Source organism: Streptomyces sp. NPDC055955, assembly GCF_042270245.1.
Taxonomy (GTDB): domain Bacteria; phylum Actinomycetota; class Actinomycetes; order Streptomycetales; family Streptomycetaceae; genus Streptomyces.
Genome location: NZ_JBHJYS010000034.1, coordinates 29,606 through 55,875 on the forward strand (window position 1 = coordinate 29,606; position 26,270 = coordinate 55,875).

General features: G+C 70.5%; 23 protein-coding genes and 2 pseudogenes. 9 read left to right on the top strand and 16 right to left on the bottom strand.

All coding sequences use genetic code 11. From position 1 onward, the window contains the following. Window positions 1–24: 24 nt before the first annotated feature. The 4 genes and pseudogenes from ACFC96_RS42240 to ACFC96_RS42255 all read right to left on the bottom strand — a co-directional run. Complete coding sequence (locus ACFC96_RS42240; RefSeq protein WP_376617765.1) at window positions 25–1,689, bottom strand: class I adenylate-forming enzyme family protein; 1,665 nt, start codon at window positions 1,687–1,689, stop codon at window positions 25–27. 20 nt (window positions 1,690–1,709) lie between these two features. After that, window positions 1,710–2,870: a CaiB/BaiF CoA transferase family protein gene (locus ACFC96_RS42245; protein ID WP_376617767.1), complete on the bottom strand. Its 1,161-nt coding sequence runs from the start codon at window positions 2,868–2,870 to the stop codon at window positions 1,710–1,712. Further along, window positions 2,867–3,634: a crotonase/enoyl-CoA hydratase family protein gene (locus tag ACFC96_RS42250; protein WP_376263817.1), complete on the bottom strand. Its 768-nt coding sequence runs from the start codon at window positions 3,632–3,634 to the stop codon at window positions 2,867–2,869. Before ACFC96_RS42250 ends, ACFC96_RS42245 begins: the two co-directional genes overlap by 4 nt. 214 nt (window positions 3,635–3,848) lie before the next feature. After that, a pseudogene (locus tag ACFC96_RS42255) lies at window positions 3,849–3,983 on the bottom strand (helix-turn-helix domain-containing protein); the annotation flags it as partial. Window positions 3,984–4,231: 248 nt separating this feature from the next. Here ACFC96_RS42255 and ACFC96_RS42260 point away from each other — a divergent pair. From ACFC96_RS42260 to ACFC96_RS42275, 4 genes and pseudogenes are all read left to right on the top strand, one after another. Beyond that, window positions 4,232–5,473, top strand: a complete 1,242-nt coding sequence (locus ACFC96_RS42260; protein ID WP_376617769.1) for an RNA-guided endonuclease InsQ/TnpB family protein — start codon at window positions 4,232–4,234, stop codon at window positions 5,471–5,473. A gap of 62 nt (window positions 5,474–5,535) precedes the next feature. After that, a pseudogene (locus tag ACFC96_RS42265) lies at window positions 5,536–6,003 on the top strand (cation:dicarboxylate symporter family transporter); the annotation flags it as partial. 129 nt (window positions 6,004–6,132) lie between these two features. Beyond that, window positions 6,133–7,047 carry a LysR family transcriptional regulator gene (locus tag ACFC96_RS42270; RefSeq protein ID WP_376617770.1) on the top strand — a complete coding sequence of 305 codons (915 nt, stop codon included), beginning with the start codon at window positions 6,133–6,135 and terminating at the stop codon, window positions 7,045–7,047. A gap of 236 nt (window positions 7,048–7,283) precedes the next feature. Further along, window positions 7,284–8,366 carry a tartrate dehydrogenase gene (locus ACFC96_RS42275; protein WP_376617772.1) on the top strand — a complete coding sequence of 361 codons (1,083 nt, stop codon included), beginning with the start codon at window positions 7,284–7,286 and terminating at the stop codon, window positions 8,364–8,366. An 85-nt stretch (window positions 8,367–8,451) separates the two neighbouring features. On the opposite strand, the gene ACFC96_RS42280 is transcribed toward ACFC96_RS42275, so the two are convergent. The 4 genes from ACFC96_RS42280 to ACFC96_RS42295 form a co-directional block, all read right to left on the bottom strand. Beyond that, the gene (locus ACFC96_RS42280) at window positions 8,452–8,616 is read right to left on the bottom strand and encodes a hypothetical protein (RefSeq protein WP_376617774.1); all 165 of its coding nucleotides are present in this window, start codon (window positions 8,614–8,616) and stop codon (window positions 8,452–8,454) included. Between the two features lie 299 nt (window positions 8,617–8,915). Next, on the bottom strand, window positions 8,916–10,256 hold the full coding sequence (locus ACFC96_RS42285) for an MFS transporter (protein ID WP_376617776.1): 1,341 nt from the start codon (window positions 10,254–10,256) through the stop codon (window positions 8,916–8,918). Window positions 10,257–10,294: 38 nt separating this feature from the next. After that, window positions 10,295–11,776, bottom strand: coding sequence for an NAD-dependent succinate-semialdehyde dehydrogenase (locus ACFC96_RS42290; RefSeq protein WP_376617778.1), 1,482 nt, complete (start codon window positions 11,774–11,776; stop codon window positions 10,295–10,297). A 270-nt stretch (window positions 11,777–12,046) separates the two neighbouring features. Further along, window positions 12,047–12,820: an IclR family transcriptional regulator gene (locus ACFC96_RS42295; RefSeq protein ID WP_340456552.1), complete on the bottom strand. Its 774-nt coding sequence runs from the start codon at window positions 12,818–12,820 to the stop codon at window positions 12,047–12,049. A 329-nt stretch (window positions 12,821–13,149) separates the two neighbouring features. Here ACFC96_RS42295 and fae point away from each other — a divergent pair, with 329 nt between their 5' ends. The 4 genes from fae (at window position 13,150) to ACFC96_RS42315 (ending at window position 17,138) form a co-directional block, all read left to right on the top strand. Beyond that, the gene (gene fae, locus ACFC96_RS42300) at window positions 13,150–13,698 is read left to right on the top strand and encodes a formaldehyde-activating enzyme (protein ID WP_376617780.1); all 549 of its coding nucleotides are present in this window, start codon (window positions 13,150–13,152) and stop codon (window positions 13,696–13,698) included. A gap of 83 nt (window positions 13,699–13,781) precedes the next feature. After that, on the top strand, window positions 13,782–14,717 hold the full coding sequence (locus ACFC96_RS42305; protein ID WP_376617782.1) for an NAD(P)-dependent oxidoreductase: 936 nt from the start codon (window positions 13,782–13,784) through the stop codon (window positions 14,715–14,717). Window positions 14,718–14,917: 200 nt separating this feature from the next. Further along, window positions 14,918–15,727, top strand: a complete 810-nt coding sequence (locus ACFC96_RS42310) for a DUF4389 domain-containing protein (protein WP_376617784.1) — start codon at window positions 14,918–14,920, stop codon at window positions 15,725–15,727. 127 nt (window positions 15,728–15,854) lie between these two features. Next, on the top strand, window positions 15,855–17,138 hold the full coding sequence (locus tag ACFC96_RS42315; RefSeq protein ID WP_376617786.1) for a hypothetical protein: 1,284 nt from the start codon (window positions 15,855–15,857) through the stop codon (window positions 17,136–17,138). Between the two features lie 16 nt (window positions 17,139–17,154). On the opposite strand, the gene ACFC96_RS42320 is transcribed toward ACFC96_RS42315, so the two are convergent. The 4 genes from ACFC96_RS42320 to ACFC96_RS42335 form a co-directional block, all read right to left on the bottom strand. Beyond that, complete coding sequence (locus tag ACFC96_RS42320) at window positions 17,155–17,595, bottom strand: universal stress protein (RefSeq protein WP_376617788.1); 441 nt, start codon at window positions 17,593–17,595, stop codon at window positions 17,155–17,157. Window positions 17,596–17,751: 156 nt separating this feature from the next. Further along, the gene (locus ACFC96_RS42325) at window positions 17,752–19,260 is read right to left on the bottom strand and encodes a carotenoid oxygenase family protein (protein ID WP_376617790.1); all 1,509 of its coding nucleotides are present in this window, start codon (window positions 19,258–19,260) and stop codon (window positions 17,752–17,754) included. 136 nt (window positions 19,261–19,396) lie between these two features. Next, the gene (locus ACFC96_RS42330; RefSeq protein ID WP_376617792.1) at window positions 19,397–20,551 is read right to left on the bottom strand and encodes a hypothetical protein; all 1,155 of its coding nucleotides are present in this window, start codon (window positions 20,549–20,551) and stop codon (window positions 19,397–19,399) included. A gap of 209 nt (window positions 20,552–20,760) precedes the next feature. Next, a complete protein-coding gene (locus tag ACFC96_RS42335; RefSeq protein ID WP_376617794.1) occupies window positions 20,761–21,273 on the bottom strand; it encodes a MaoC family dehydratase in 513 nt (170 codons plus the stop codon). A 271-nt stretch (window positions 21,274–21,544) separates the two neighbouring features. Between ACFC96_RS42335 and ACFC96_RS42340 the strand changes: the two genes are divergently transcribed. Beyond that, entirely contained in the window at window positions 21,545–22,744 is a 1,200-nt protein-coding gene (locus ACFC96_RS42340; RefSeq protein WP_376617796.1) for an acetyl-CoA C-acyltransferase, read from the top strand. A gap of 116 nt (window positions 22,745–22,860) precedes the next feature. Here the strand turns inward: ACFC96_RS42340 and ACFC96_RS42345 are convergent, their stop codons facing one another. From ACFC96_RS42345 to ACFC96_RS42360, 4 genes are all read right to left on the bottom strand, one after another. Next, window positions 22,861–23,178, bottom strand: coding sequence for a putative quinol monooxygenase (locus ACFC96_RS42345; protein ID WP_376617798.1), 318 nt, complete (start codon window positions 23,176–23,178; stop codon window positions 22,861–22,863). 51 nt (window positions 23,179–23,229) lie between these two features. Then, the gene (locus ACFC96_RS42350; RefSeq protein ID WP_376617800.1) at window positions 23,230–24,279 is read right to left on the bottom strand and encodes a phosphotransferase family protein; all 1,050 of its coding nucleotides are present in this window, start codon (window positions 24,277–24,279) and stop codon (window positions 23,230–23,232) included. Window positions 24,280–24,429: 150 nt separating this feature from the next. Further along, a complete protein-coding gene (locus tag ACFC96_RS42355) occupies window positions 24,430–25,242 on the bottom strand; it encodes an SDR family oxidoreductase (RefSeq protein ID WP_340456537.1) in 813 nt (270 codons plus the stop codon). Between the two features lie 117 nt (window positions 25,243–25,359). Beyond that, the gene (locus ACFC96_RS42360) at window positions 25,360–26,232 is read right to left on the bottom strand and encodes a hypothetical protein (protein ID WP_376617802.1); all 873 of its coding nucleotides are present in this window, start codon (window positions 26,230–26,232) and stop codon (window positions 25,360–25,362) included. Window positions 26,233–26,270 lie beyond the last annotated feature (38 nt).

Below are 26,270 nucleotides of genomic sequence, written 5' to 3' on the forward strand. Positions count from 1 at the left end.
TATACGGACGGTGCTGTCCCTCTCTCAGTCGTGCGGCGGCGAGACGATGTGCCGCTCCCGCAGTTCGGTCTTGAGGATCTTTCCGGCCGCCGAGACCGGGAGCGCCTCGATGAAGCGGATCTCGCGGACGCGCTGGTAGGGGGCGACACGTGCGGCAACGAACTCGGTGAGTTCGCGGGCGAGTTCGGCTCCGGCCACGTGTCCGGGGCGAGCGACGACGTACGCGACCGGAATCTCTCCGGCCGACGCGTGCGGCGCACCGATGACACTGGCGCCCGCGACCGCGGGGTGCTGGTGGAGCAGTTCCTCCAACGGCCCCGGGTAGACGTTGTAGCCCTTGTAGATCAGCATGTCCTTGGCCCGGCCGACCAGGTACAGCCAGCCGTCCTCGTCGAACCTGCCGATGTCCCCGGTGCGCAGCCAGCCGTCCTGGAACTGCTCGGCGGTCAGGTCCGGATGCCCCTCGTAGCCGTCGGTGATCTGCGGGCCACGCGCCCACACCTCGCCTGTGTCACCGGTGGGCACGACGGAGCCGCAGCCCAGTTCCCTGATCTCCAACTCCGTGTCGAAGAGCGGGGCGCCGACGCTGCCCAGAGGCACGGGGTTGTCCCGCAGGAGCGGGTGGGTCGTGAGCGCCATGGTGGCCTCCGTCAGGCCGTAGCCCTCGACGATGCAGGCGTTGGGGAAGAGGCCGTGCAGCCGTTTCAGGGCGATCGTGTCGATGGGCGCGGCGCCGGAGTTGACGAGTTTCACCGAGCTCAGGTCCGCGTCCTCGATGCCGGGCAGGGCGAGCAGGCTGTGGAACAGGGCCGGCGAGCCGGGCAGGGTGTTGACCCCGTGCTCTTCGACGAGCCGCACGAACTTGCGCGGGTCGAACCGCCCGGCGATCACGACCGTGAGGCCGGTGGCCACGCTGACGGACTGGCTGACCAGGCCCATCGCGTGGAACATCGGCGCGAGCGCGACCGATGTCGACTCCCCGATGTCGAGCGTGTGGGGCGTCCGCGCCGCAAGGATGTGCTCGAGATGGATGTATCCCGGCTCGTCACAGACGGGCCGGGCAGCGCCGCGCCAGGACGCCATCTGCAGGACGTTCGCGACGAGGTTGCGGTGCAGGACGCGCACGGCCTTGGACCGTCCGGTGGTGCCTCCGGTGAAGGACAGGTGTGCCACGTCGGCCCCGGACACGCTCTCCGGCGCGCCCGGAGCCGTCTCGAGAAGCTCCTCGAGCGGTGTCCCGCTCAGATCCGCGGCCTCGGGCGCGGGGGCTGCGTCCGAGGCCGGAACCAGCACGGTCAGCCGCAGGCCGGCGATCTCGGCCTCGTCCAGGGTGGCCCGCGTGGACGGGTGGGTGAACACCGCCACGGCACCCGCCTCTTGGAACTGGTCACGCAGGGCCAGGGCCGGCAGGGCCGGGTTGACGGGCGTGACGACGGCACCCGCGAGCAGGACGCCGAAGTAGGTGACCGTGAACCAGGCGGAGTTGGGCTGATGCAGCGCGACGGTCTCGCCACGGCGCACTCCACGCTCCCGCAACGCCTGGGCGACGCGCAGCGCCCCGTCGTACAACTCGCTGTACGTGAAGGCGAGTTCCCCGTCACGCAGGGCGATCCGGTCCGGGTACCGGCGGGCGGAGCCCGCGAGGACGGCGCCGAGCGGCCCCTCGGGATAGGTCAGACTCTCGGACATGCCGTCAGGCACAAACCGCTTCATCCGACGACGCCCCTCTCACGCAGCGTTTCGATGTCCGCGCGGGTGAGCCCGGTCGCCTTGGCCAGGATCTCGGTGGTGTGCGCGCCGATGACGGGCGCGGGCAGGGGCTCACCTGCCGGGGTCGCACCGAACCGTGGTGCGGGCGCCGGTTCGTGGCCTGCGTGGGCGCCCCGCCGGAAGGTGCCGCGGGCAATGTTGTGCGGGTGCTCGGCGGCTTCTGCGAGGGACAGGACGGGGGTGACGCACGCTCCCTGTCCCTCGAACGTGGCCGCCCACTCGTCGCGGGTGCGGGTGGCGAAGACCCGGGCGAGGCGGCCCTTCATCGCGGGCCAGGTCTCCCGGTCGCGCTGACGCGCGAACTCCGGTTCCTGGGACAGGCCGAGGACCCCGAGCAGGGCGGCGTAGAACTGCGGCTCGATCGCGCCGACGGCCACGTGCTTGTCGTCGGCGCAGCGGTACACGGCGTAGAAGGGAGCACCTCCGTCGAGGAGGTTGACACCGGGCTTGTCCTCCCAGTCACCCCGCGAGAGAAAGCCGTACGTCATCGCGAGCAGCAGCGCGGTGCCATCGGTCATCGCCGCGTCGACGACCTGCCCCTCGCCGATGGTACGCGCGTGGAGAAGCGCGCTGACCAGTCCGAGGGCGAGCAGCATGCCGCCGCCGCCGAAGTCGCCGACGAGGTTGATGGGCGGTACGGGGTCCCCGCCCGTGGGGGCGATGGCGTGCAACGCTCCTGCCAGCGCGATGTAGTTGATGTCGTGCCCGGGCTCCTGGGCGAGGGGCCCGTCCTGCCCCCAGCCCGTCATCCGGCCGTACACGAGCGTCGGGTTCGCGGCGAGACACACGTCGGGGCCGAGTCCGAGCCGCTCCATGGCTCCCGGCCGGAATCCCTCGATCACGGCGTCCGCGCCGGCGATCAACTGCCGGACGGCGCCGGCACCTTCCGGGTGCTTCAGGTCGACGGCGACGGAGGTGCGACCGCGGTGGATCACCGGGTGCCTGGTCTCTTCCCCGGCCTCGGCGGGCCGGTCGACACGGATCACTTCGGCGCCGAGGTCGGCGAGCACCATGCCGCAGAACGGGCCGGGGCCGAGGCCGCCCAGCTCGACGACACGTACCCCGGCGAGCGGGCCCCCGCCCCCGTCGGCGGGACTCACTTTCCCGTCCAGCGCGGGGCGCGCTTCTCGGCGAAGGCGCGCGGGCCCTCCTTGGCGTCGTCGGAGGCGAAGACGGGGGCGACGATCTCCCGCATCCGCGGCCAGGCCTCGTCGGCGGCCCAGGTCGGGGCCTCGGCGACGATCTGCTTGGTGGCGCGCACGGCGAGCGGCCCATTGGCGGCGATGGAACGCGCCAGGTCCAGAGCACCCTCCAGAGCCCCGCCCTTCTCGGTCACGCGGTTCACGAGACCGTAGGTGTGGGCGCGCTCGGCATCGAGAAAGTCGCCGGTCAGGGCGATCTCCATGGCCACGGCGTACGGGATGCGCTGCGGCAGCCGCAGCAGCCCTCCCGCGGCTGCCACAAGACCCCGCTTGACCTCGGGGATCCCGAAGCGGGCGTCGCGCGCGGCCACGACCATGTCGCTGGCGAGGACGATCTCGCAGCCGCCGGCCAGGGCATAGCCCTCCACAGCGGCGATCATGGGCTTGCGCGGCGGCGCCTCGGTGATGCCCGCGAGGCCACGTCCCTCGACCACGGGCCGCTCCCCCGCGAGGAACGCCTTGAGGTCCATGCCGGAACAGAAGGTCCCGCCCGCGCCGGTGATGACGCCGACGATCTGGTCGTCGCGGCGGTCCAGTTCGTCGAGTGCGGCTGCCACACCCTCCGCCACCGCGCGGTTCACCGCGTTGCGGGCCTCAGGACGGTTGATGGTGATGACGGTGGTGCCGTCGTCGCGGAATTCGGCGAGTACTGCGTCGGCCATGCGGGCTCCCGGCTCTGGATCACGGACTGCGCTGTGCGGTGGACGAACGGCCTCCGGCCGCGGCGCCCAGCATCACGACTTCTGTCGAACATTCGTTAAGTTACGAGCCGCGCGCATGCCTGTCCAGCCTGTGTGATCCACCGCGCATCACGGGGCCATCTCGATGAGCCTCCCCCGGGGCTTCCCGACGATCACCTACCAGCGCCTCAACCCGAAGGGTCGGCGCAGAGGCGGCCAGAACGAGTTCGACGAGCTCGCAAGGGGCGTCAAGTCGGCGTCCCGTCAGCTGTTCATGGCAGCGCAGGCGGTTGAGCACGGTATTGCGGTGGCACCCCAGGCGTTCGGCCGCCTCCGGTGGGAGGTTCACCAAGAGGTGGGCGTGCTTGTCTTGTCCGTTGAAACTCGATCAGCTCGCACTCGGAGTCGGCGCAGACCGCCGACGTGATCTCCTCCATGCGCCGAAGATGGGCATCTGTGAACACCCTTGTGCCGGAACTTGGTCACGAAGACCAAGTGGGCGTGCATGACGAAAGCACAGTGTCTGCCAGTTCTGAGTTCTGTATCTCGGCCATAACCCACATATGTAAGGTGACGGTCATGCAGCTTCGGTACGCCTTCAGGTTGTACCCGGAGCCCGGCCAACAGACAGCGTTGGCGCGGGCGTTCGGGTGCGCGCGCGTCGTGTTCAACGACGCGGTGCGTGCCCGTCGTGACGCCCGCGCCGCCAAGGAGCCCTACCCCACATCCAAGGTCCTTTCGGCGTCGCTGATCACCGAAGCGAAGCAGCGTCCCGACCGCGCCTGGCTCAGTGGCGTGTCCGCGGTGGTATTGCAGCAGGCGCTGCGGGATGCGGATACCGCCTACGCCAACTTTTTCGCCTCGCTCAAGGGGGAACGCAAGGGGGCGAAGATGGGCGAGCCGTCGTTGCGCTCCCGTAAGGACTCGCGGCAGGCCGTCCGGTTCACCGCGAACGCCCGCTGGAAAATCACCAAGGGTGGGAAACTCTCCCTGCCGAAAATCGGCGAGGTGCGGGTGAAGTGGTCCCGAGCGCTGCCATCAGTGCCGTCCACGGTCACCGTCATCAAGGACGCCGCCGGCCGGTACTTCGCCAGCTTCGTCATCGAAACCGACCCCGTGACCGACGCCGCCAAGCTGCCCGCCCCTGCCCCCGACTCCTGCGTCGGCATCGATCTTGGCCTCACGCACTTCGCGGTCCTGGACGACGGCACGAAGATCGATGCCCCACGGTTCTTGCGCCGTGCGGAGAAGAAGCTCAAGAAGGCCCAGCGGGAGCTGTCCCGCAAACAGAAGGGATCGAAGAACCGGGAGAAGGCCCGGCTGAAAGTCGCCCGCGCCCACGCCCACGTCGCTGACGCGCGCAAGGAGTTCTGCCACCAGCTCTCCACCCGGATCATCCGTGAGAACCAAACGGTGGTCGTGGAGGACCTGGCGGTCAACGGACTCGCGCGCACCCGGCTGGCTAAGAGCGTGCATGACGCGGGCTGGTCGATGTTCGTCGACATGCTGGAATACAAGGCGAAGCGGTACGGGCGCGAGTTCGTGCGCATCGGCCGGTTCATCCCGACCACCCGTACCTGCTCCGCCTGCGGACATGTCGACGGACCCAAACCATTGTCCGTGCGGGAGTGGACCTGTCCCGCCTGCAATACCCTGCACGATCGCGATGTGAACGCCGCGAAAAACATCAAAGCCGCCGGACATGGCGGTTCGAGCCTGCGGAGCGTCGGTAAGACCAAACCCCCAGCATCATCGGGGGCGAGGCACGGCGTGAAGAAACAGGAAGCCACGGAATCCCGTACCGAAAACCGTGTCGCGTAGCGGCACCGCAACCAGTACGGGACGGCCAAAATCCTCGGGCTACAGCCCGAGGAGCATGTCAAAGCTTCAATCTCGACGGCGCCGGCGCCGGCGCCACCCTCTACATCGCCCAGGCCACCGACACCGCGCTCTCGGTGGGACAGCAACTCGGGCTGCTGGCCGTCATGTTGCTCACCTCCAAGGGTGCGGCGGGAGTGGCAGGCGGCGGCTTCATCGCGCTTACTGCCACTCTGTCGACCGTCGGCCACGTACCGGCCGCGGGCATCATGCTGATCTTCGGCATCGACAAGTTCATGTCCGAGTGCCGGGCCCTGGTCAATTTCTACGGCAACGCCGTGGCGACGCTGTTCATAGCCACGTGGGAGAAGGGCATCGACCTGCCGCGCGCTCGGCAGGTCCTGGCAGGCGAGGTCGGAGAACTCCCGGCTGCGGCGCACCCGGCCGACCACGCTGCGCAGCGTCCGGTGCCCGCGGGCCACGCGGACACCGATCCCCACTCCACGCCCCGGTCGGCCTCGTCCCGCCGGTGACCGTGCCGCCCGACTGTGTCCCGGGTACGGATGTCCGACCGCCGGTCACCCGTACCCCGGCAGTCTGCGCCGCAGCCTGACCGATAGGCTGCGGCTATTGCTTTGTCGTCTACGGGTCGGGGAGGCGCCGTGGACGCCCGGCAACTCGAGTACTTCCTCGCGATCGTGGAGCACGGGGGGTTCAGCAAGGCGGCGGCCGCGCTCCATGTCGCGCAGCCCTCCTTGTCTCAGGCGATGGCGAACCTGGAGTCCGATCTGGGTGTCTCCCTCTTCCACCGGCTGGGCCGCGGCGTGGTGCTCAGTGAGGCCGGCGCTGAGCTCCTGGAGCCCAGCCGGCGGGTTCTGCGGGATCTCAGTGCCGTGCGTGAGAAGGCGGCGGGACTGTCGGGGCTGCACGGCGGGACCGTCGAGATGGCGGTCATGCCGTCCCCCGGCATCGAGCCGCTGACGACACTGGTCCAGCGCTTCACCGAGCTGCACCCCTCGCTGAGGGTCAGCACGCGGGCCGCGTTCACACCCGAAGAAGTGATCGCTCTCGTGCGCAGCGGCGCCTGTGAACTCGGCCTGCTCGGAGCGGCCAGCCCGGTCGACGCCCCGGGGATCGAAGTCCTGCCCGTCGAGGTCCAGCCGTTCGTCGCCGTCTCCGCTCCGGGAGGGGAGATCCAGGACGCCGTCCCCCTGCGCCCGGAAGACCTCTCCGGGCGCAAGCTCATAGCGTCCCGCCGCGGCAGTCTGATGCGCACCATCGTCGACGACATCACCAGCGCCGGAACGGACACCGACATCGTCGCCGTGGTCGACCACCGCACATCGATCCTGCCTCTCGTCCTGAGCGGTGTGGGCATCGCCGTGCTCCCGGCAGCCTGGACGCGCCTTGCCCGGCGGTGCGGAGCCGCCGTCGCACCCATCGAGCCGACCGCGCATCTGCACGTCGCCATGATCAGTCTGCCCGCGCACCTGACCCCCGCAGCCCGCTCGTTCCTGGACCTGACCCGGTCCCTGGCCGGACAGCGCACCGCCGAGGGCCGCGCCCACCTCGCCTGATCGGCCGCTGTGCCACCCGGCGGACCACCGCCGGGTGGTCCGCCGACCCTCCTGAACGGCTGATCGTTCCACGCGTCGGACACCGGCGGGTGGTTCAGGTCCCCTGCCGCCCCACCGATCGGCTGCGGCTATGGGTCGTATCGGAACCAGGTCTTGGACGCGGTGCCGGGCCCCTGTGTTGACTCGTGGATGTCCAGCCACGCACCCCATGTGCCCGCTCATCGCCGGAGGCCGTTGTGACCACACCCCAGATTTTCAGGATCGCCGCCATTCCAGCCGACGGCGTCGGCGCGGAAGTCGTCGCCGCGGGCCGCGCCGTGCTGGACGCGCTGGCCCAGGACTCGGGCGGCGCCTTCTCCTTCGCCTGGGAGGAGTTCCCCTGGGGGTGCGACTACTACACCAGGACCGGCAGGATGATCGACGACGACGGTCTCGACCGCCTCAAGGACTTCGACGCCATCTACTTCGGCGCTGTCGGCTGGCCCACGGTCCCCGACCACATCAGCCTGTGGGGACTGCGTCTGAAGATCTGCCAGAGCTTCGACCAGTGGGCCAACGTCCGCCCCGTCCACTTCCTGCCCGGCGTCCGGAGCCCGCTGCGCAAGGCCGACGACACCGACCTCGACTGGGTCGTCGTGCGCGAGAACAGCGAAGGCGAGTACGCCGGCCTGGGCGGACGCAATCTCGCGGGCCGCGGGCCCGGTGGCGAAGTCGCCGTCCAGTCCGCTCTGTTCACCGAAGTCGGATGCGAACGCATCATGCGCTTCGCCTTCGACCTCGCCCGCACCCGCGACCGGCGCAAGGTCTCGAGCGTCACCAAGAGCAACGCCCAGCAGTACGGCATGGTCCTCTGGGACGACGTCTTCAAGCGCGTCGCCGCCGACTACCCGGACGTGGAGACCGAGAGCGTCCTCGTCGACGCCATGTCGGCGAAGTTCGTCCTGCGCCCCGAGGACCTGTCGGTCGTCGTCGCCTCCAACCTCAATGCCGACATACTCTCCGACCTCGGCAGCGCGCTGGCGGGCAGTCTCGGACTGGCCGCGAGCGCCAACCTCAACCCCGAGCGCCGCTTCCCCAGCATGTTCGAGCCCGTGCACGGCTCGGCGCCGGACATCGCCGGCCAGGGCCTGGCCAACCCGATCGGCGCGGTGGGCAGCGCGGCGCTCATGCTGGACCACTTCGGCCTGTCCGAACAGGCCGCCCGGCTGCACCGAGCCATCGAGGCCACGACCGCGGCGGGCATCCTGACCCGCGACGTGGGCGGAACCGCGACGACGGAAGACGTCGTCAAGGCGCTCATCGACGCCCTGAACGTCTGACACCCCGAGACCGTCCCGGGCCGTTCCATGTTCGCGCCATCGGCCCGGGACTTCGTGCGCGTCGGTGCGTACGGCGAACGACGGGCTACTGGTAGCAGGGCGAGCCGCAGAGGACGGTGACCGCGGCCCTCTCCTCAGGGGTCGTAGCCGGGCTGTGGTGGGTGGCGGTCGCCGGGGACTTGCTGGTCTCCCAGGGCATCGGGGCTGCCATGGCCTGCGGAGCCAGAGCGGTGAAGGCTGCGGCAGACACGAAAACTACGGCCATCGCACGCTTGCGCAGGCTCATCTCAACTCCCTGATCGACCGGTGAGGTGCTGCTGTCGGCGCCGCTCGGGACGACGCCGACAGTCAGTCTCAACGTTTTAGACTCCCAAGTGCCATGTTTTTCAGCTGAGTTGGGGTGTCTCCACATGGTCACCGCGACCGGCAGGCCATGTTCCGTGCGGGCCCGCCGATGGTCGCGGTGACGTGGGGGCTCGGTCCCTGCCGGATCCCTGAGAGGGCTCCTGGTGGGGCGAGCCCGCCGCGGTAGGCGTACTTCCGGAGCGGTCAGCGTCCCGCGCGTGCCGTGTGGGCCAAGTCCATGTCGGTGGTCTCCGGCGCCAGGAAGTGGGAGACCAGACCGCCGAGCGCGAGCACCGCCGCGCCGATCAGCAGGACGAATCGCGGGCCCACGTGTTCCAGGCCCATCGGCAGCAGGAAGGTGCCGATCGCCGCACCGACCCGGCTGATGGCCGCAGCGAATCCGACGCCTGTGGTGCGCAGCGCGGTGGGGAAGACCTCCAACGGGTACACCGCCGTGAGCGCGCTGGACGCCGCGTTGAGGAAGATGAAGAAGAGGAAGCCGCCCACCACGACGGGCGTGACGTCCGGCCACACCGCCACCAGAGCGAGGCAGACCGCGGTGATCCAGAACGGGGGGATCAGGAGCTTGCGGCGGCCGATGCGTTCGACGACGAGGCAGCCGAGCGTGACGCCCGCGACCGCGGTGAACGCGTAGACGAGGAGTGCGGCGACCGCGTTGTCGCCCATGTTCAGAGCTTCGAACACCTCGCTCCAGAAGGCGCCGATCGCGAAGTAGGGCAGGACGAGGGCCGCCCAGAACGTGCCGGCGAAGACGGTCGCCCGCAGGTGCTTGCGGCTGAACAGCGCCCGGAATCCCGCCCGTTCGCCACTGTCGGCGAGTTCCGCGTCCGCGTCGAGCTCGATGCCGTACCGCTCGATGAGCGTTCGGGCTTCCTTGGTGCGGCCCCTGCTGAGGAGCCAGCGTGCCGACTCCGGCACTCCCCCGCGCAGTGCCAGACAGACGACGGCGATGACCGCGCCGCTCGACAGGGACCAGCGCCAGCCGCCGTCCATCTCGGCGAACAGGGCGCCGACCACGGTGGCCAGGGCGTATCCCACGTACCAGCTGATCTCCAGGCTGCCGAGCAGCCGGCCGCGGCCCTTGCTGGGCGCGTACTCGGACAGCAGGGGTGCGCCCACGGCGTATTCGCCGCCGATCGCCAGGCCCATCACCAGGCGGATCAGGAAGAGCTGGGTGCCGTCCGCCACGAAGAACTGGGCCACCGAGCTGATCAGGAAGATCAGCATGTCGACCATGAAGACGGGGCGGCGCCCGAACCGGTCGGCGAGCCAGCCGAAGGCGGGTCCGCCGAAGAAGATGCCGATCAGCGGCGAGGCGCCGACCAGCCCCTGGGCGACCGTGCCCAGGTGCAGGTCCGCGGTGAGCGCGGTCATGGCCATGCCGATGCCGCCGATGACGTAGCCGTCGAGGCCCTGGCCCAGCTGGGTCGCGGTCTTCAGGCGGAAGTGCAGCCGGGCCCGGTCACGGGGGCTGCTCGCCGTGGGCACGCCGTGAGGGCGTTGGGAGACTGGCGTCATTGCCATGGGGACTCCGTAGGTTATGGGGACGGGGGCGGGCCGGGTCAGGAGGTGGGCCAGTCCAGGGCGACGTACTTGGTCTCGAGGAACGCCTCGATTGCCTCGCGGCCTCCCTCGCGGCCGATGCCGGACTGCTTGACGCCGCCGAAGGGGGCGGCCGTGTCGGAGATCAGGCCACGGTTGAGGCCGACCATGCCGGCCTCCAGGCGCTCGGCGATCCGCAGGCCGCGGGCCAGGTCGCGGGTGTAGACGTACGCGGCGAGGCCGTACGCGGTGTCGTTGGCGGCGGTGAGCATCTCCTCCTCGTCGGCGAAGGTGACGATCGGGGCGACCGGGCCGAAGACCTCGGTGTGCAGGATCTCGGCGTCGGCGGGGACATCGGTGAGGACGGTGGCCGGGTGGTACCAGCCGCCGTCGCCGGGCACCTCGCCCTGCGCGGCGATCCGGGCCCCGCGCCGCACGGCGTCCGTGACCAGGCCGCTGATCCGCTCCACGGCCGTCGGGTTGATCATCGGGCCGAGGGTGACGCCCTCCGCGAGACCGGGTCCGGCCTGCACCGCGCGCATCGCGGCGCCGAACTTCTCGGTGAACTCGGCGGCCACGTCGGCGTGCACGTAGAACCGGTTGGCGGCGATGCACACCTCTCCCCCGCCGCGCATCTTCGCGTCCATCGCACCGCGTACGGCGGCTTCGACGTCGGCGTCGGCCAGGACCACGAAGGGGGCGTTGCCGCCGAGTTCCATCGTCACGTTGACGACGTGGTCGGCGCACTGGCGCAGCAGGACGCGGCCGGTGGCGGTGGAGCCGGTGAAGGAGAACTTGCGCACGCGCTCGTCGCCCAGCCAGGCGGAGACGGTCTCGGGGGCGCGGTCGGTCGGCAGGACGTTGAGCAGCCCGTCGGGGAGTCCGGCCTCGGCGAGCAGTGCGGCGACGGCCAGCGCGGTCAGGGGTGTCTCGGGGGCCGGCTTGAGCACGACGGGACAGCCGGCGGCGAGGGCGGGGGCGATCTTGCGGGTGGCCATCGCGGCGGGGAAGTTCCACGGCGTGACGAACGCGGTGACACCGACGGGCTGCTTGGTGACCACGTGCCGGAAGCCGCCGGCCGGTGCCTCGCCGAAGCCCGAGCCGACGCGTACGGCCTCCTCGGCGAACCAGCGGAAGAACTCGGCGGCGTAGCCGACCTCGGCCTTCGCGTCGCGGTACGCCTTGCCGTTCTCCAGGGTGATGAGGCGGGCGAGGGCGTCGCTGTGCTCGTGCATCAGACGGAAGGCGCCCGTGAGGATCTCCGAGCGGCGGCGGGCCGGGGTGCGCCGCCACTGCTCGGCCGCGGCCGACGCCGCGTCGAGAGCGGCGGCCGCGTCGGCGGCCGAGGCGGCGCCGACCTCGCGGACGACCTCGCCGGTTGCCGGGTCGTACACGGGGTACGTGCGACCGTCGGACGCGGCACGCCATTGCCCGCCGATCCACAAGTCCCCTTCTCCGTATGGGGACTTGACGATGCGGTCGATGTCGATGTCGATGTCCATGGACTGCTCCTTGCACCGGGTCGCGGGCGCTCGGGGCGCGCGGAACCGGCAGGTGGAAGAAAGTGTTGCCGAGCAGACCGGCGAAAAAGGGCGTGCCGAAGGGCAGGCCCGGTGCGGGGCGGGGACGTCTCTGGGGTCTCTGTCCGTCGCGCTGAGGCCGGGATGCGAGGAATTTACGGGCCGCCAACCATGGAGAACAAGGTCTCAGTGGCGATCGAGACGCGAGTTGCGCTCAGCGCAACCGCTCCTCGTGGCGGCGTTCGCCACCGCCTACGGCCGCGGCTCCCAGCCGAGCTGGGCCGACACCTTGGCCGCGGCGGCCGCGGCCGCCCGTCCGGCGTGGTCGAGGCGCGCCGCGAAACGGTCGGTGGGCGCGGTGACGTTGAGCGCGGCCACGACCCGGCCGCGGAAGTCGCGCACCGCGGCGGAGACGCCGACCAGGCCGGGCTCGAACTCCTCGAACTCCCGGGCGAACCCCTCCGCCTCGGCCCGCCGGATGCGGGACCAGAGGTCGGGCACCGACACCTCCTCCGTGGCCCCGAACCGCACGTACAGCTCGTCCGGGCTGGCGCCCTCCAGGAGCACGGGTCCCGCGGAGGTGATCCAGGCGGGGCAGCCGCGGCCCTCCCATTCGCGCAGCCGGTAGGAATGCCCGGACACCGAGAGCAGGGTGCGCACCTCCCTGTCGTGCAGCACGCACAGGTGAGTGGTCTCCTCCAGGTCCGCGGCCAGCCGGTGCATGACGGGCCCCGCCACCCGCACGACCCGGCTCTCCGAGGTCCGCGCGACCAGCGAGAACAGCCGCCAGCCGAGCCGGTACTCCAGACTGTCGGGGTCCCGCTCGACGATGCCCTCGTCGGCGAGCGCTTTCAGGGCCCGGGACACCTGGCTCTTGTCGCGTCCCACCAGCTGGGCTATGCGTACGACGCCGAGGCCGCCGGTGCGGTGGGCCTCGGGCGAGCCGAGGGCTTCGAGCAGATCGACGTCACGGCGCAGGCCATGGCCCTGGCTGCGGACGGATCGAGGGACGTTCGCTTCGTTCACGCTCGCATCGTAAAGCCGCCGGCCTCCCGCCGAAGTGCCTGGTCAGAGTGTGGTCGCGCGGGCATCCGTGCCACCGGGGAGGCCAGGGGGTTGCGCGCATCGCAACCCCGGTTTCGATTTCAGGTGCGGGCTTGCACGCCGGACGCGCGGCGACCTAGTTTCGCCGAGCAGCCAACCGAAGGCGGGGCACGTCCCGCCGGTGCGGCCACGTCTCGTGCCGCGGGTCGGCACACCCTTCGCCTCGTCCGGCGCGCCCGCCTGTCGGGCCTTGTGCGCCGCTGCCTCGACCCCACCCCTTCCCGCCCTGATCCTCGTACGGGAGCACCACCATGTCCTTTGCCCCCACCGCCCTCATCGGTGAAGCCTTCGTCGGCGACGGCGTCAACGCCGCGCACACCAACATCGTCCTCGGCCGCAAGGGCGGTCCGGTCGAGACCGCGTGGGCCACCGCCCTGGCCACACCCAGCGCGGGACACGTGCCGTTCATGACCGTCGTACGCCCCTCCGTCCCGGTGAAGCCGCTGACGCTGTTCGTCAACAAGGCCGCCGCCGACGGGGAGTTGCACGAGCGCGCCACCTGGGGCTCGGCCCAGGCGGGCCTCGCGCAAGGGGTCACCGACGCCTTGATCGACGGCACCATCCCCGCCGACGAGGCGGACGACCTGCTGATCATCGCCGCGATCTGGGTCAACCCGGGCGTCGACGACCTGGACGAGTCCTTCCGCAACCAGCGCGTCGCCGCGCACCAGGCTCTGCGCGCCGCCGTCGAGGGCCGACCGACGGCCGGGGACGTGATCGACGCGGCGAAGTCGGGCGTCACCAACCCGTTCTACACGCCGTCGGCCCGGCAGCTCGCAGACTCGGCGCCCAAGGCCTGACCATCCGCCCAACTCACCAACCTCGCACCACACTTACGGCATTTCCCTTACACCCCCGTACGTCGCTGCAGTAAGGAAAGATCATGAGGATCGGATTCATCGGTCTGGGCAACATGGGCGGCCACATGGCCCGTCATCTCATCCAGGCGGGGCACCAGGTGACGGTGCACGACACCCGCCCCGAGGCCGCCGCCGAGCACGTGGCTCTCGGCGCCGCGTGGGCGGAGACCGCCGCGCTGTGCGCGAGCGACGCCGAGGTGCTGGTGACGATGCTGCCCAACCCGCGCATCGTCGAGGACGTGCTGCTGCGCGGCGCGGTCGCCGAGTCGCTGCCCGCCGGGTCCCTGTGGATCGACATGTCTACGTCCACGCCGGCCGCCGCCGACCGGGTCGCCGCCGAGGTGCTCGACAAGCGTGGTGTGCGCCGGCTCGACGCACCGGTGAGCGGTATGGCGCACGGCGCGAAGGCCGGGCAGCTGCAGATCTTCGTCGGCGGCTCCGACACCGACTTCGCGGCGGCGCTGCCCGTCCTCGAGGTGATGGGCGACCCCGACCGCATCCTCCACGTGGGTCCGCTGGGCGCCGGTTACACGGTCAAGCTCATGATCAATCTGCTGTGGTTCACCCACCTCACCGCGTCCGCCGAGGTCCTGGCCATGGGGGTGAAGGCGGGTGTCGCTCTGGACACCCTGCGCAACGCGCTCCTGGCCAGCCCGGCCGCCTCGAACTTCCTCGAGAACGACATCATGTCGATCCTCACCGACGGGGACTACGACGACTCGTTCGCCATGGCACTCGCCTGCAAGGACCTGGGGCTCGCCGTGGACCTGGGCCGCGACATCGGCGTCTCCACCGAACTGTCGGCCCTGGTCGAGCAGATCTACCGCCGCTCCAAGGCCCAGCACGGCGACCTGGCGGGCGAGATGAGCCCCGTCCGTCTGTACGAGTCCCTGGCGGGACAGGAATTCCGGCTCCCGGCGACCGAGGTACAGGAAGCGGGTACGCCGGCGGCCGTGTGACCGCGGCGGGCTCGGCTGAACTCGGCTGACTCGGCGGTATGAGGCAGCGCCCGGGTCCGGTGCCGAATGTGGCACCGGACCCGGGCGGTGGGCTCCCCCGCAGCCGCCTGCCGCCTCCGTTTGGCTCTGTGCCCGCGCGGGCGCGTCCGGGAGGGCACAGCATGTCGGTGTCAGCCGTACCGGAACGATCAGGAGTGCTCATGGCGACAGGCTGGGGCGAGCGACCCGCGACCGGCACCGCCGGAGGCAGTACCGAGTGGCTGCCTGCCCTCGACGTCCCCGCGCCCGAACGTCAGAGACGCTGGACCGTGCTGCTGCGGTGGTTGCTGCTGATTCCCCAGTACGTGGTGCTGTTCTTTCTCGCCGTCGCGGCGTTCTTCGTCGTGATCGCCGGCTGGTTCGCGGCTTTGTTCACCGGGCGTCTGCCGGACGCGATCTTCTCGTTCCTGGGCTCCGTCCTGGCGTACGAGACCCGGGTCAACGCAAGCGCCACGCTGTTGGTCGACCGCTACCCGCCCTTCGCCTTCTCGGCCCCTGACTACCCGGTGCAGATCGAACTCCGCGCCACCCCGCTCAACCGTCTCGCGGTGTTCTTCCGCCTGATCCTGGTCATCCCCGCGGCCATCGTCGCGACCCTCGTCCGCAGCGGCTGGGTCACACTCTGCTGGGTGTTCTGGCTCGTCGCCCTCATCCTGGGGCGCCTGCCCGCTCCGCTGTACGCCGCGACAGCGGCCGTCGTCCGGTACAGCCTGCGTCTGAACGCGTATCTCCTGCTGCTCACGCCCGCCTACCCCAAGCGCCTCTTCGGCGACGAGCCGGTACCCGCGGAGCAGGTCCGTTCGGGGACACGGCCGCTGCTGCTCGACACCGCGGCCAAGGTCCTCGTCGTGCTGTTCCTGCTGCTCGGTCTGGTCGCGCAGATCGCCAACAACACCGTCCACTACGACTCCGACGACACCTACGACATCACCGATCACTCGGCCGGCGCCGTGACACCGGCGCACCTCTGACCGGCCCCACCGTGCCAAAGGGGTGACGACACACCCATCATGACAGGTCAGAAGGCATTTTCGTAGGACGAACGGCACAGGTCACCAGGCTTGTTCGGCCCTCTCCGACGCACGCAGAATCTCCGCCATGACTCACTCGGGGAACGTCGATCAGGACGACATAGTGCGGGCACGCAATGTACTGCTCGCCTCCGGACGCCGCACTCCGCGCGAGGAAGTCGACGCCTACCGCGTACTCGCCCACGTCAGCCCCGCCGCCTACCTGCCCCTCTTGGCCAAGGCCCTGCAGCGCCTCAGCTACGACACCGGCTCGGGCCGACCCCACGTGGCGTGTCTCGCGCTGCGCAAGGAGGCGGTGGCCGCGGCGCGGGCCATCGATCCGGCCGAACCCGCCCGTGCCGACGTTCTATACGAAGCGCTCGACGCCTGCCAGAGAGAGCTGTACGCCCAGGGCCGACGCTCCGAAGGTCTCGCCCTGCGCGCCGAGATGCTCGCCGTCGGCCGTGCACAGGCCCGACTGTCCGGAGACTCCCGGGTCCGGGGGCTGCGCGACTGGGCCGCGGCTCTCTCCGAGGAAGGCCGCTTCGCCGAGGCCGCCGACGCGCTCACCGAGTGGGTCGGGGCCCTCCTGCCCCACGGACCCAACAGCGGGAGTCTCGCCTGGTCAGTCCTCGAATGGATCGCCGCTCTGGATGCCGCAGGCCGGTCCGGAGAAGCACTCGACGCCTTCGCCACACTCGTCGGCTTGGAAGCGGACGAAGCCGCGAACGACCGCGGCACGATGGCCTGCCACCTCTACTCGCTGATCGGCTACGCGCACCTGCTCGACAAAGGGGGCCGGGGCGAGGAGGCCACCGCCGTACGGCAAGAAGCGCTCACCGTGCTCACGGAATTGGCCGCCACGGGTGAGCGCAGGTCCTGGAGCGGACATCAAGCATCCTTCTGGGCGGTGCTGCTGCTCTTCTCCGGCGCCGACAGCGAGCGGCAGCCGTCCGGTGAACCGCACTTCCCTTCGGGGTCGACGCCCATGCTGTGGACTCCCGATGTCAAGCAGAGCTACTTCGACAGCCGGATCACTCTGCGCGAGAGGGTGGACAGCCTTGCCCCGCGAGCCGCCGAAGACCCGGATCAGCACCTGGCCGAACTGGTGCGGCTTCACCGCGTCCTCACCGTCCGCTCCGCTGTCTACTGGGAGCAGCGCACCCATCTGTTCGCGGAGCGAGTACGCCCACTGTTCGACGAAGGAGTGAGCCTGGCCCACCAATTGTCACTGCAGGACCCGGCAGACGGTCCCCGCACACTGGCCGGGATGCTGATCGACCGGTCGACCTTTCACACGGCGGCCCGCGAGTTCGGGCCAGCCCTCGATGACTTCCGTCAAGCGCTGAGCCACCTGGGTGAGGCCACATAGCACAACGGGCGGGAGGTCACTGGACAGACATGTCCGGCCGGATGATCGTCACCGGGCACGGAGCGTGGTGCGCCACCTGCTGACTCACCGAACCGAGCAGGGCCCGGCGGAAGCCTCCGTGGCCGCGGCTGCCCACGACCAGCATCTCGGCGCCCTCGGCCGCATCCACCAGTACCTCGGCCGCGTTCCCACGCACCAGCCGTTCGTGCACCAGGTCCGCGCCGTTCTCACCGAGTACGGCGCGGACCTCCTCGACCAGCCCCCGCTCGGCCTGGCCCTCGTCGAAGTCGGTGTCCACCGCCGGGGCCGACCATGACGCCATACCGGGTACCTCCCACGCCGACACCGCCTCCACCCTCCCGCCCACGAGGCCCGCGTACCGGACCGCCCAGCGCAGCGCGGCCTGCGAAGAGGGCGAACCGTCGACGCCCACGACGATCCTCGGCACCCTGTCCATTGCGTTCACCCTTCCGACGCCCGTACAACCACAGTCTCCGAAACCCCTGCACACCGCCACGCGAGGCCGGCAGTGTCCGGCGGTCCCTCGGAGCGCCGCTCCGAACGTCGAACAGCGCGCGCCCGCTCTACCCGACCAGACACCGGATGCCCGGCCTCACGCGTCCGGCACCCAGCTCCCGTGGAAGCCGAGCGGTACCCGGCCCGGAAGATGGATACGGGCCAGGGGACGGGCGGTGAAGTCCTGGGCGGAGAGGATCACCAGGTCGCTCGCTCCGCGGTCGGGATCGTGCACGTAGGACAGGAGGTAGCCGTCGTCCTCGTCCCGTGCGCCGCGGCGTGGTACGAACACCGGCTCCCCGGCCGCCGCGCCGTGCGGGAAGCGGTGCACCTGCCGGTTGCCGCGCAGCATGTCGTGCTTGACCAGGCAGTTGGTGAACTTGTCGTCCGGCGGCACTCCGTCGACCGTTTCGTAGGCGCGCCACATCTCCGCGGCGCTCGCCGCGTACGCGAAGCGGTGCCGTCGCGACACGAGGGATTCGTTGACCCGGGGGAACTCCTGCGGCAGGTCGTCGAGCCGGGTGCTGGTCACACGGCCCGCGCGCAGGTCGATGGTCCACCGGTCGAGTACGGGCGTGCCGGTCGTGGAGGGCCCGCCGTTGCCCCGGCCCGCGGCGTAGAAGGGGGCAGGCATGGTGGTCAGCTCCATGACGACGGTGTCGCCCTGGTCGTACGCGTTGAGCGTGTGCGAGTAGAACACCGGATCGATCTCGAACCAGCGCGTGGCGCCACCGCTCCGGGGCATCACCCCCACGCGCATCGGGTGCTTCGAGTTCCACACATAGGGGACGGGTGCGCCCGCCTCGGCGGCTGCCATGTCGAAGGTGATCGGCACGTCGACGATCACCACGTACTTCCCGGTCAGAGCGAAGTCGTGCATCATCGGCGCGTCCGCGACCGGGATCCTGGTGGTCCGTGCCACGCGGCCGGTCCCGTCGATCACGAGGTGCCGCACGTGGTCCCAGGTCGGGTAGTACGCCACCGCGTGCAGTTCGTCCGCTGCCGCGTCGTACTTGGTGTGCGCGGTGAACGCGCCCTCCAGTGTGGAGCGGAAGTCGTAGGGCCCCAGCGTGTTCAGCTCGCCGTCCAGTTCGTACGGCAGTGGTCCGCTCTCCTGGAGGGCCAGGACGCGGCCCTTGTACGGGATGACGTGTGTGTTGCAGGCGAAGTCGTCCGGCGGGGCCTGGCCCGGGTACGGCTCGCCCAGTTTCCGTGCCACCTGCGAGGAGCGCACCCACCGGTTGCGATACCACTCGGCGCGCCCGCCGCGCAGCCGCACCCCGTGCACCATGCCGTCGCCGAGCATCCAGTGGTGGGCCCGCGGGTCCTCGACTCCCAGAGCGTTGGGCCCGGTACGCAGGTAGCGGCCGTCCAGGTCCCGTGGCACCCGTCCGGTCACCTCGAGGCCGAACGCCGTGAGTTCCTCGGTGACCGGCGCGAACGCGCCCTTCAGGAACGGAGTTGACTCCCCGTCCCCGGCATCCGTGCCACGCCTGGCGGCCTGTGCCGCGGTGGCGTGGTGTCCGGGACCGAAGCCCCCCACGACGCTGCCGGCCGCCGCGACTGCCGCTCCCTGGAGAATCCTCCGGCGTGTGTGACCGCTCATCGCTCTTCCCCGTCCATGGCCTGTGCCCGGCGTTTCTCCGCCGGTGCTGGGAAAAGCCTGCCGCGCGGCCGACGGCGAGTCAGGTGGCCTGAGCCCCAGGGTGGGGGTGGTGCCGGCACCACCCCCACCCGGGTCGCTACCCGGGAACGTCAGCCGTGTCTCGGCCGACGGGCACAGCACCAGTGTCGGAGCCCCCGGCAAGGCGCAGTGTCGCGACGGCCGCCAGCGCTGCCGCGATGCCGAAGGTGAGCGCGGCCGGAACACCGTTCCCGAGCGCCGAGAACCGGTGCACGGGCCCGTACACGCCGGCCGTGTCGTCGATGGCCATGTGCAGCACCTGGCTCGCCAGCAGCCCCAGTACGGTCGCGCAGACCGCACCCATCGCCATCGCCGGCACCGTGGCGCGCGTGAGCAGGCCGGGCAGCAGTCGCAGCGCCCACCACACCACGGCCAGCATGAACACGTCGACAGCCCGGTACAGCAGCCAGTCCCCGAGCCCGCTGCTCGCGGGGCCCGTCCAGCCACCGAGCAGCAGCCACTGGCGCAGCAGGTCGCCGGGCTCGGACAGCATGCCCGCGCCGCTGAACGAGGTCTGGATCCAGGCCGCCACCGATTGGTACGAGAGGACCACCAGCGACAGTGCGACCACCCCTGTCCCCACGCTCGCCGCTGTGCGAGCGGCGCGCGGCGGCACACTGCGCCGGGGCAGCGGTTCCTCGCCCTTGGCGGTGACCCGTGCCACGAGCACCGTGACCACGGCGGTCGACAGCCCTGCGAACACCACGACCGGGCCGCTCGACGCGACCACGCCCGCCAGCGCCGGCAGGACCCGGTAACTGCCGTGCCCCCTCGACGCGATCAGCCACGGCGCGGAGACGGTCACGGCCAGCGTTCCGGCCACCGGGGCCCAGGCCCACAGCGCGAGCAGCGTGGCCGGCGTACGGCCCTGCGTCGGCGGGATCCTGCGGACCAGAAGCAGCGCACCGGCCAGGAAGAGCACGAAGACCGCCACGAATCTGATCTGCATGGCCGTGCTGTGCAGCTCGGCGTACTGGGTGTCTCCGCCCGTCACCATGCTTCCCCCGACAGGCCCGCCCGACATCAACTCCGCTGTCGAGTCGTACGACCAGGGCGTGAGCCACCGTTCGAGTTCGCTCACGGACTGGGGGTCGAACACGCTGGTGGCGCCGCGCACTTGCAGCGCATGCGTGCTCGCCCCCGCCCACCACAGCAACAGCGTGAGCAGCAGGCCTCCGACCAGTGCCGGTATCACCGCGCGCCGATATGTCATGTGTCGTCCCCCGCCTTGTTCCCGCAGCCGTGCGTGCTGCGATCAGCGGAAGAATAAGGGGTGGCGATCTCGTGCGGCATGCGGTCGGCCGGCCGCCAGACCATCGTCGGCGTCCGGCCCGGTGATCCCGCCCCTGCGTAGTCACAAGCCTGGTGCCGCGCTGGCGCAACTGGACCGGCCAGCACGATCACCGCACTCCCGGACGGCACTCATGACGTCGCCCCTTGCGCCGCACTCTCGCCCTGCGTGCGCTCGGTGAAGCGGCCGATCGACTCGGCGACGACGATCGGCTTGTCGATGCCGTCCGCCTCGATGGTCATCTGCGTCACGACGTTGACCTCGCCGGGCCTCACCACATCGACCGACAGGAACGTCCCGCGCATCCGGATACGCGAGTTCACCGGCAGCGGATGAAGGAACCGGACTTTGTTGTAGCCGTAGTTGAGACTGTGCGCGAAGCCGTCGAACGCCATCAGCTCCTCCATGAAGTGCGGACCTAGCGACAGGCTGTACAGGCCGTGCGCGATGGTCGATCCGAACGGGCTCCGCGCCGCACGCTCGGGATCGACGTGGATCCACTGGTGATCGCCGGTGAGGTCGGCGAAGGCGTTGATCCGTTCCTGTGTCACGGTGTGCCACTGGGTCGGGCCGATCTCGGTGCCGACGAGGTTCAGCAGATCTTCGACGGTGGTCGGGCGCAGTTGTGCCGCGGTCTCGGTCATGGCAGCTCCTGGGATCCGGGGGACGCCGACGACGGTATTCGAAGATGAATCCGGCTTCAATATCTGGACCGGATCGCCTCACTCCTTGACGTCGCCTGGCGCAGGGCGGCACGCTCAGTAGAACTTGAACCCGACGTCAATACCGACATCGTCACACTCGCGGGCCGCAGGGACGCGCCGCTCGCCGGCAAAGCCGGCTCTCAACACCCCTCCCCCGCACCGCAATTACTGATCCACATGCCGAACGGCCCCACACACACCTGGAGCACCCTTGAGGCAAGCCGTCATCGTTTCGACCGCCCGCACCCCCATCGCCAAGGCCTACCGCGGCGCCTACAACGACACTCAGCCGCAGGAGCTCACAGCCCATGTGCTCGCCGCTGCCGTCGAGCGTGCCGGACTGGAGGGCGGCGAGATCGAGGATGTCGTCATCGGCGTCGCCGCGCAGCAGGGCGCCGGCGGTTTCAATCTGGCACGGCAGGCGATCCTGCGCGCAGGGATACCCGACTCCGTGCCCGGAATGACGATCGACCGGCAGTGTTCGTCGGGGCTCATGGCCATCGCCACGGCGGCCAAGCAGATCGTCCACGACGGCATGCAGATCGCCGTGGGCGGTGGCGCGGAGTCCATCTCGCTCGTGCAGAACGAACATGCCAACTCCTATCGCGCGCAGGACCCTTGGCTCGCGGAGCACCGTCCGGACCTGTACTTCCCGATGCTCCGGACCGCCGAGATCGTCGCGGAGCGCCACGGGGTCAGCCGTGCGCGGCAGGACGCGTTCGCGCTGCTGTCCCAGGCGCGGACCGCCGCCGCGCAGGAGGCGGGCCGGTTCGACGCGGAGATCGTGCCGCTGGACACGACCAAGCTCGTCCAGGACAAGGCGACCGGCGAGGTGCGCCGGGAGAAGGTCACGCTCACCGCGGACGAGGGCAATCGGCCCGGTACGACCCTTGACGGTCTCGGCATGTTGAAGGCGGTCCTGCCGGACGGTGCCGCGGGAGCCGTCTCGACGGTGACGGCGGGTAATTCGTCCCAGCTCTCGGACGGGGCGTCGGCGTCGGTCCTGATGGAGGCCACGGAGGCGGAGCGGCGCGGGCTCGAACCGCTCGGCGCGTACCGCGGCATGGCCGTGGCCGGGTGCGGGCCCGACGAGATGGGCATCGGGCCCGTGTTCGCGATCCCCAAGCTCCTGAAGGAACACGGGCTTTCGGTCGACGACATCGGCCTGTGGGAACTCAACGAGGCGTTCGCTTCCCAGGCGGTGCACTGCCGGGACGCACTCGGCATCGATCCCGACCGGTGCAATGTCGACGGTGGCGCGATCTCGGTCGGCCATCCGTACGGCATGACCGGGGCTCGTCTGGTCGGGCATGCGCTCGTGGAGGGGCGGCGGCGCGGTGTCCGCCATGTGGTGATCACCATGTGCATCGGCGGCGGGATGGGGGCTGCCGGGCTCTTCGAGGTGCTCTGACGGGTCCGAGGGATTCCGAGATCTTCTCAATCACTCCGGTGCCCGTGCTTCCCGCCACGGGCACCGGAGCCATCAGCGCGTAGGGACCACTGCGTGGCCGATGTGATCGCGCGCGTCTACAGCGCGCCCTTCTCGGGGTCTCCCGCCGGAAGCGCGTCGAAGACGGCGACGTCGGCCGGTCCCTCCAGCGCGTCCTTGAGCGCGCGTCCGATCCCGGCGAGCGCGGCGCCCTTGCCGTGGGTGTGGAGCGCTTCCTTGGACTCCCATTTCTCGACCATGACGAAGTGGCCGGTGGTTCCCGTCTTGCGGTGCAGGGCCCAACGGGCGCACCCCGGCTCCGCGTGCACATCGGCCGCGGCGTCCCTCAGTGTCTTCTCGACGAGTTCCTCCTGGCCGGGCTTGGCGATCATGGTGGCGACGACGACGTAGGACACGGGGTGCTTCTCCTTGAGTCGGGCGATGGGCGGGCGGGGCTTGGCGCGGTGTCAGAGGCCGTAGTGGGTGGCCAGTGCCCAGGCCTGGTCGACCATCTGATCGATGTAGGCGGTGCTGGGCGGGCCGCCCTGTGCGGCGTTGCGCGGCTCGTCGAGAGCACGGCGCAGGACGCCTTCGCCGATGACCGCCACCTTCCACACGGCGAGTACGTGCCAGAAGGCGAGTTCCGGCCCGATGTCGCGGCCGCTCGAAGCGGCATAGCTCTGGATGAGTTCGTCGCGCCGGGCGAAGCCGCCCAGTGCCGTGACACCGAGGGCGGGGCGATCCGCGGGGACTTCGCCGGGCTCGGGCCAGTAGGCGAGCAGGGTGCCGAGGTCGGCCATCGGGTCGCCGAGCGTCGACAGCTCCCAGTCGAGCGCGGCGCGTACGGTGCCGGTGTCCGGCGCGCAGATCACGTTGCGGACGTGCAGGTCTCCGTGGACCAGGACGAGGCTCTGCCGTTCGGGGACGCGTCGGCGCAGCAGCTCGGTGAGCCGGTCGAGGGCGGGCAGATCGCGGGTGCGGCTCTGTTCCCACTGCCGGGACCAGCGCTTCAACTGCCTTTCGGCGTAAGGCCGGTGGCTGGCGAGGTCGTGCAGGCCGGTCTTCGCCAGGTCCACCGTGTGGATCGCGGCGAGGGTGCGCGTCAGCGACGGCCCCACGCCCGCACGTACGGGAGTGGGCAGGGCCTCGGCCACGTCCAGGCCGTCGAGCACGATCCCGTCGACGTGCTCCATCACCAGGTGGTGCACGCCGTCGTCGTCACACAGGCCGACCACGGCGGGTACGGGGACCTGAGTGCCGGCGAGTGCCGCCAGGATGCGGTGTTCGCGCCCGATGTCGTGGGCGGTGGGAAGCAGGTTGCCCAGCGGTGGTCTGCGGACCACCCAGCAGTGGCCGTCGGCGTCGTCGACACGGTAGGTGAGGTTGCTCTGGCCGAGGCCGATGCGCCGGGCGGTGAGCGGACCGATCACGTGCTCGCCCCGCCGGCCCAGCCATCGGGCGAGCGCGCCGAGGTCGGTGCCCGTCGGCGCCCCGGCGTGGGCGTCGACGGACTTCATACGGCGCCCGTGCCGCGGGACAGCTCGCACACGAATCCTCCAACGGTCATGTCTCTTACGGTTTCAGCGACGGCCGCCCGGCGCGAGGTCCACGCGAGATCCGCCCTCGTCAGGCACGAGCGGTGCACAGCAGCGATGTGCCGCCTCCGGTCACTTCACCGCATCCTGATAGCGCCGCATGCCGCGCAGCCACCGGTCGTAGTCGCTGCCCTTGTGGCGGTAGAAGTCGAGTACCTGCGGGTGGGGCAGAACGAGGAACCGTTCGTCCCCGACCGCCTCCATCACATGGTCGGCGACGTCGAGCGGCCGCAGCAGCTCGCCGGAGTCCAACACGGCGCGTGCCGCTGCGCGTTCCACCGGATCGTCCGACCGGGTGCCGGACATGAGCAGTTCGGTCTCGACTCCCTGCGGGCACAGGCAGCTCACTCGCACCCCACTGTCCCCGTACGTCACCGAGAGCCACTCGGCGAACGCCACCGCGCCGTGCTTGCTGACGGAGTACGTCGCGGAGCCGATCTGCGTGAGCAGGCCGGCGGCCGAGGCCGTACTGAAGAAGTAGCCGGCGCCGCGCTCGACCCAGCGTGGCACCAGCAGCTTCGCGGCACGCACGTGCGCCATCACATTGACGTCGAGCGACCGGCTCCACTCCTCCTCGCTCGCGTCGAGCCCCGCGCCACCGCCGACGCCGGCGTTGGCGAAGTACAGGTCGACCGGTCCGAACCGCTCCTCGGCCGCCTCGACGATCCGCTCCAGATCCGCCGTCGACGCGGCATTGCCCGCCACTCCCCCGACCCGCTCGCCGTGCGAACCTGCCAGCAGTTTGACCGTCGCCTCCAGGCGACCGGCGTCGAGGTCCGTCAGCAGGACGCCTTGAGCGTCGTGTTCCAGGAGGCGCTGGGCGATGGCCGCTCCGATGCCGCCCGCCGCTCCCGTGACGATCGCGACTTTCCCGTTGATCTGCACGAACTCTCCCGTTCAGTTGCTCGACCGGCCCCTTCGGGCCCCTGCACCGTAGATGAATCCGGCGTCACCTTCAATGGCGTCTTCACCGCCGACCGCCCGGCCCGCGCGGAGTGCGCGTCAGCCCTTGAGTCGCGCCGCGGCCCAGGGCATCAACTCCGTTGCCAGGGAGCGGCTCCAGGGCCGCACCAGGTCGCACAGCTCGGCGCAGCCGTCCCGCCCCAGGGCGGTGTAGGGCGCGGCGGCCAACCGGTCCGTTGCCTCCTCCACGGCCGATCGCCACTCCTTGCCCTCCGCAGTGAAGGCCGGCTCCTGCCCGCTCGCGAGCCACCCTCGTGTGCGCAGCCCGTCCACCGCCCCGGCCCATTCATCTGTCGACCAGGAGCGCGTCGTCCGCAGGGCCTCGGCCCCCACCGGCCCGGCCGCGGCATGGGTGACCAGCGCCTCGATGCCGCTCAGCCCCGCATTCAGGAGCGCCGCCACATGGCCGTCGCCCCGATATTCACGCAGCAGCGTCTGGGCATGCCACAGGACCAGATGCGGCTCGTCGGGCCAGGGCAGTGCGGCGTGCGCGGCGAACAGCGGCCGGCCGTGCAGATGCGCCGACGTGGATTCCGCGGCTCGCCTGCCGAGCTCCGCGGCCCGCCGAAGCTCTTCCGACGCCAGAACATCGGCCCCGAGGATTCTGCGCAGCGTCGCGTCGATGCCGGCCAGCCGTGCGGCGAGGAACTCCTCGGGCGGAGCGGCCCGCCAGGCGGCGGGAAGCGCTGCCCGTACGGCCTTCGGGCTGAAGTTGTAGAAAGCGGCGATCACGACGTCCGGTGCGGCCGGCCCCAGGGCCGCCGCACGGGAGGCGAAGTATCCGGGCCCGCTCTCCACTCCCAGAGCCGCGTAGGCGGCGTGTGCCTCGGGCGAGAAATAGACCGCGCCGTGGTAGGGCTCGAGCGTCTGCCAGGTCTCGCGGGCGTAGGCCGGTGCGTGTGGCGTCGTCATGCGTGTGTCCCGTCGCTGGTTCGAGGCGTTCCAGGAGG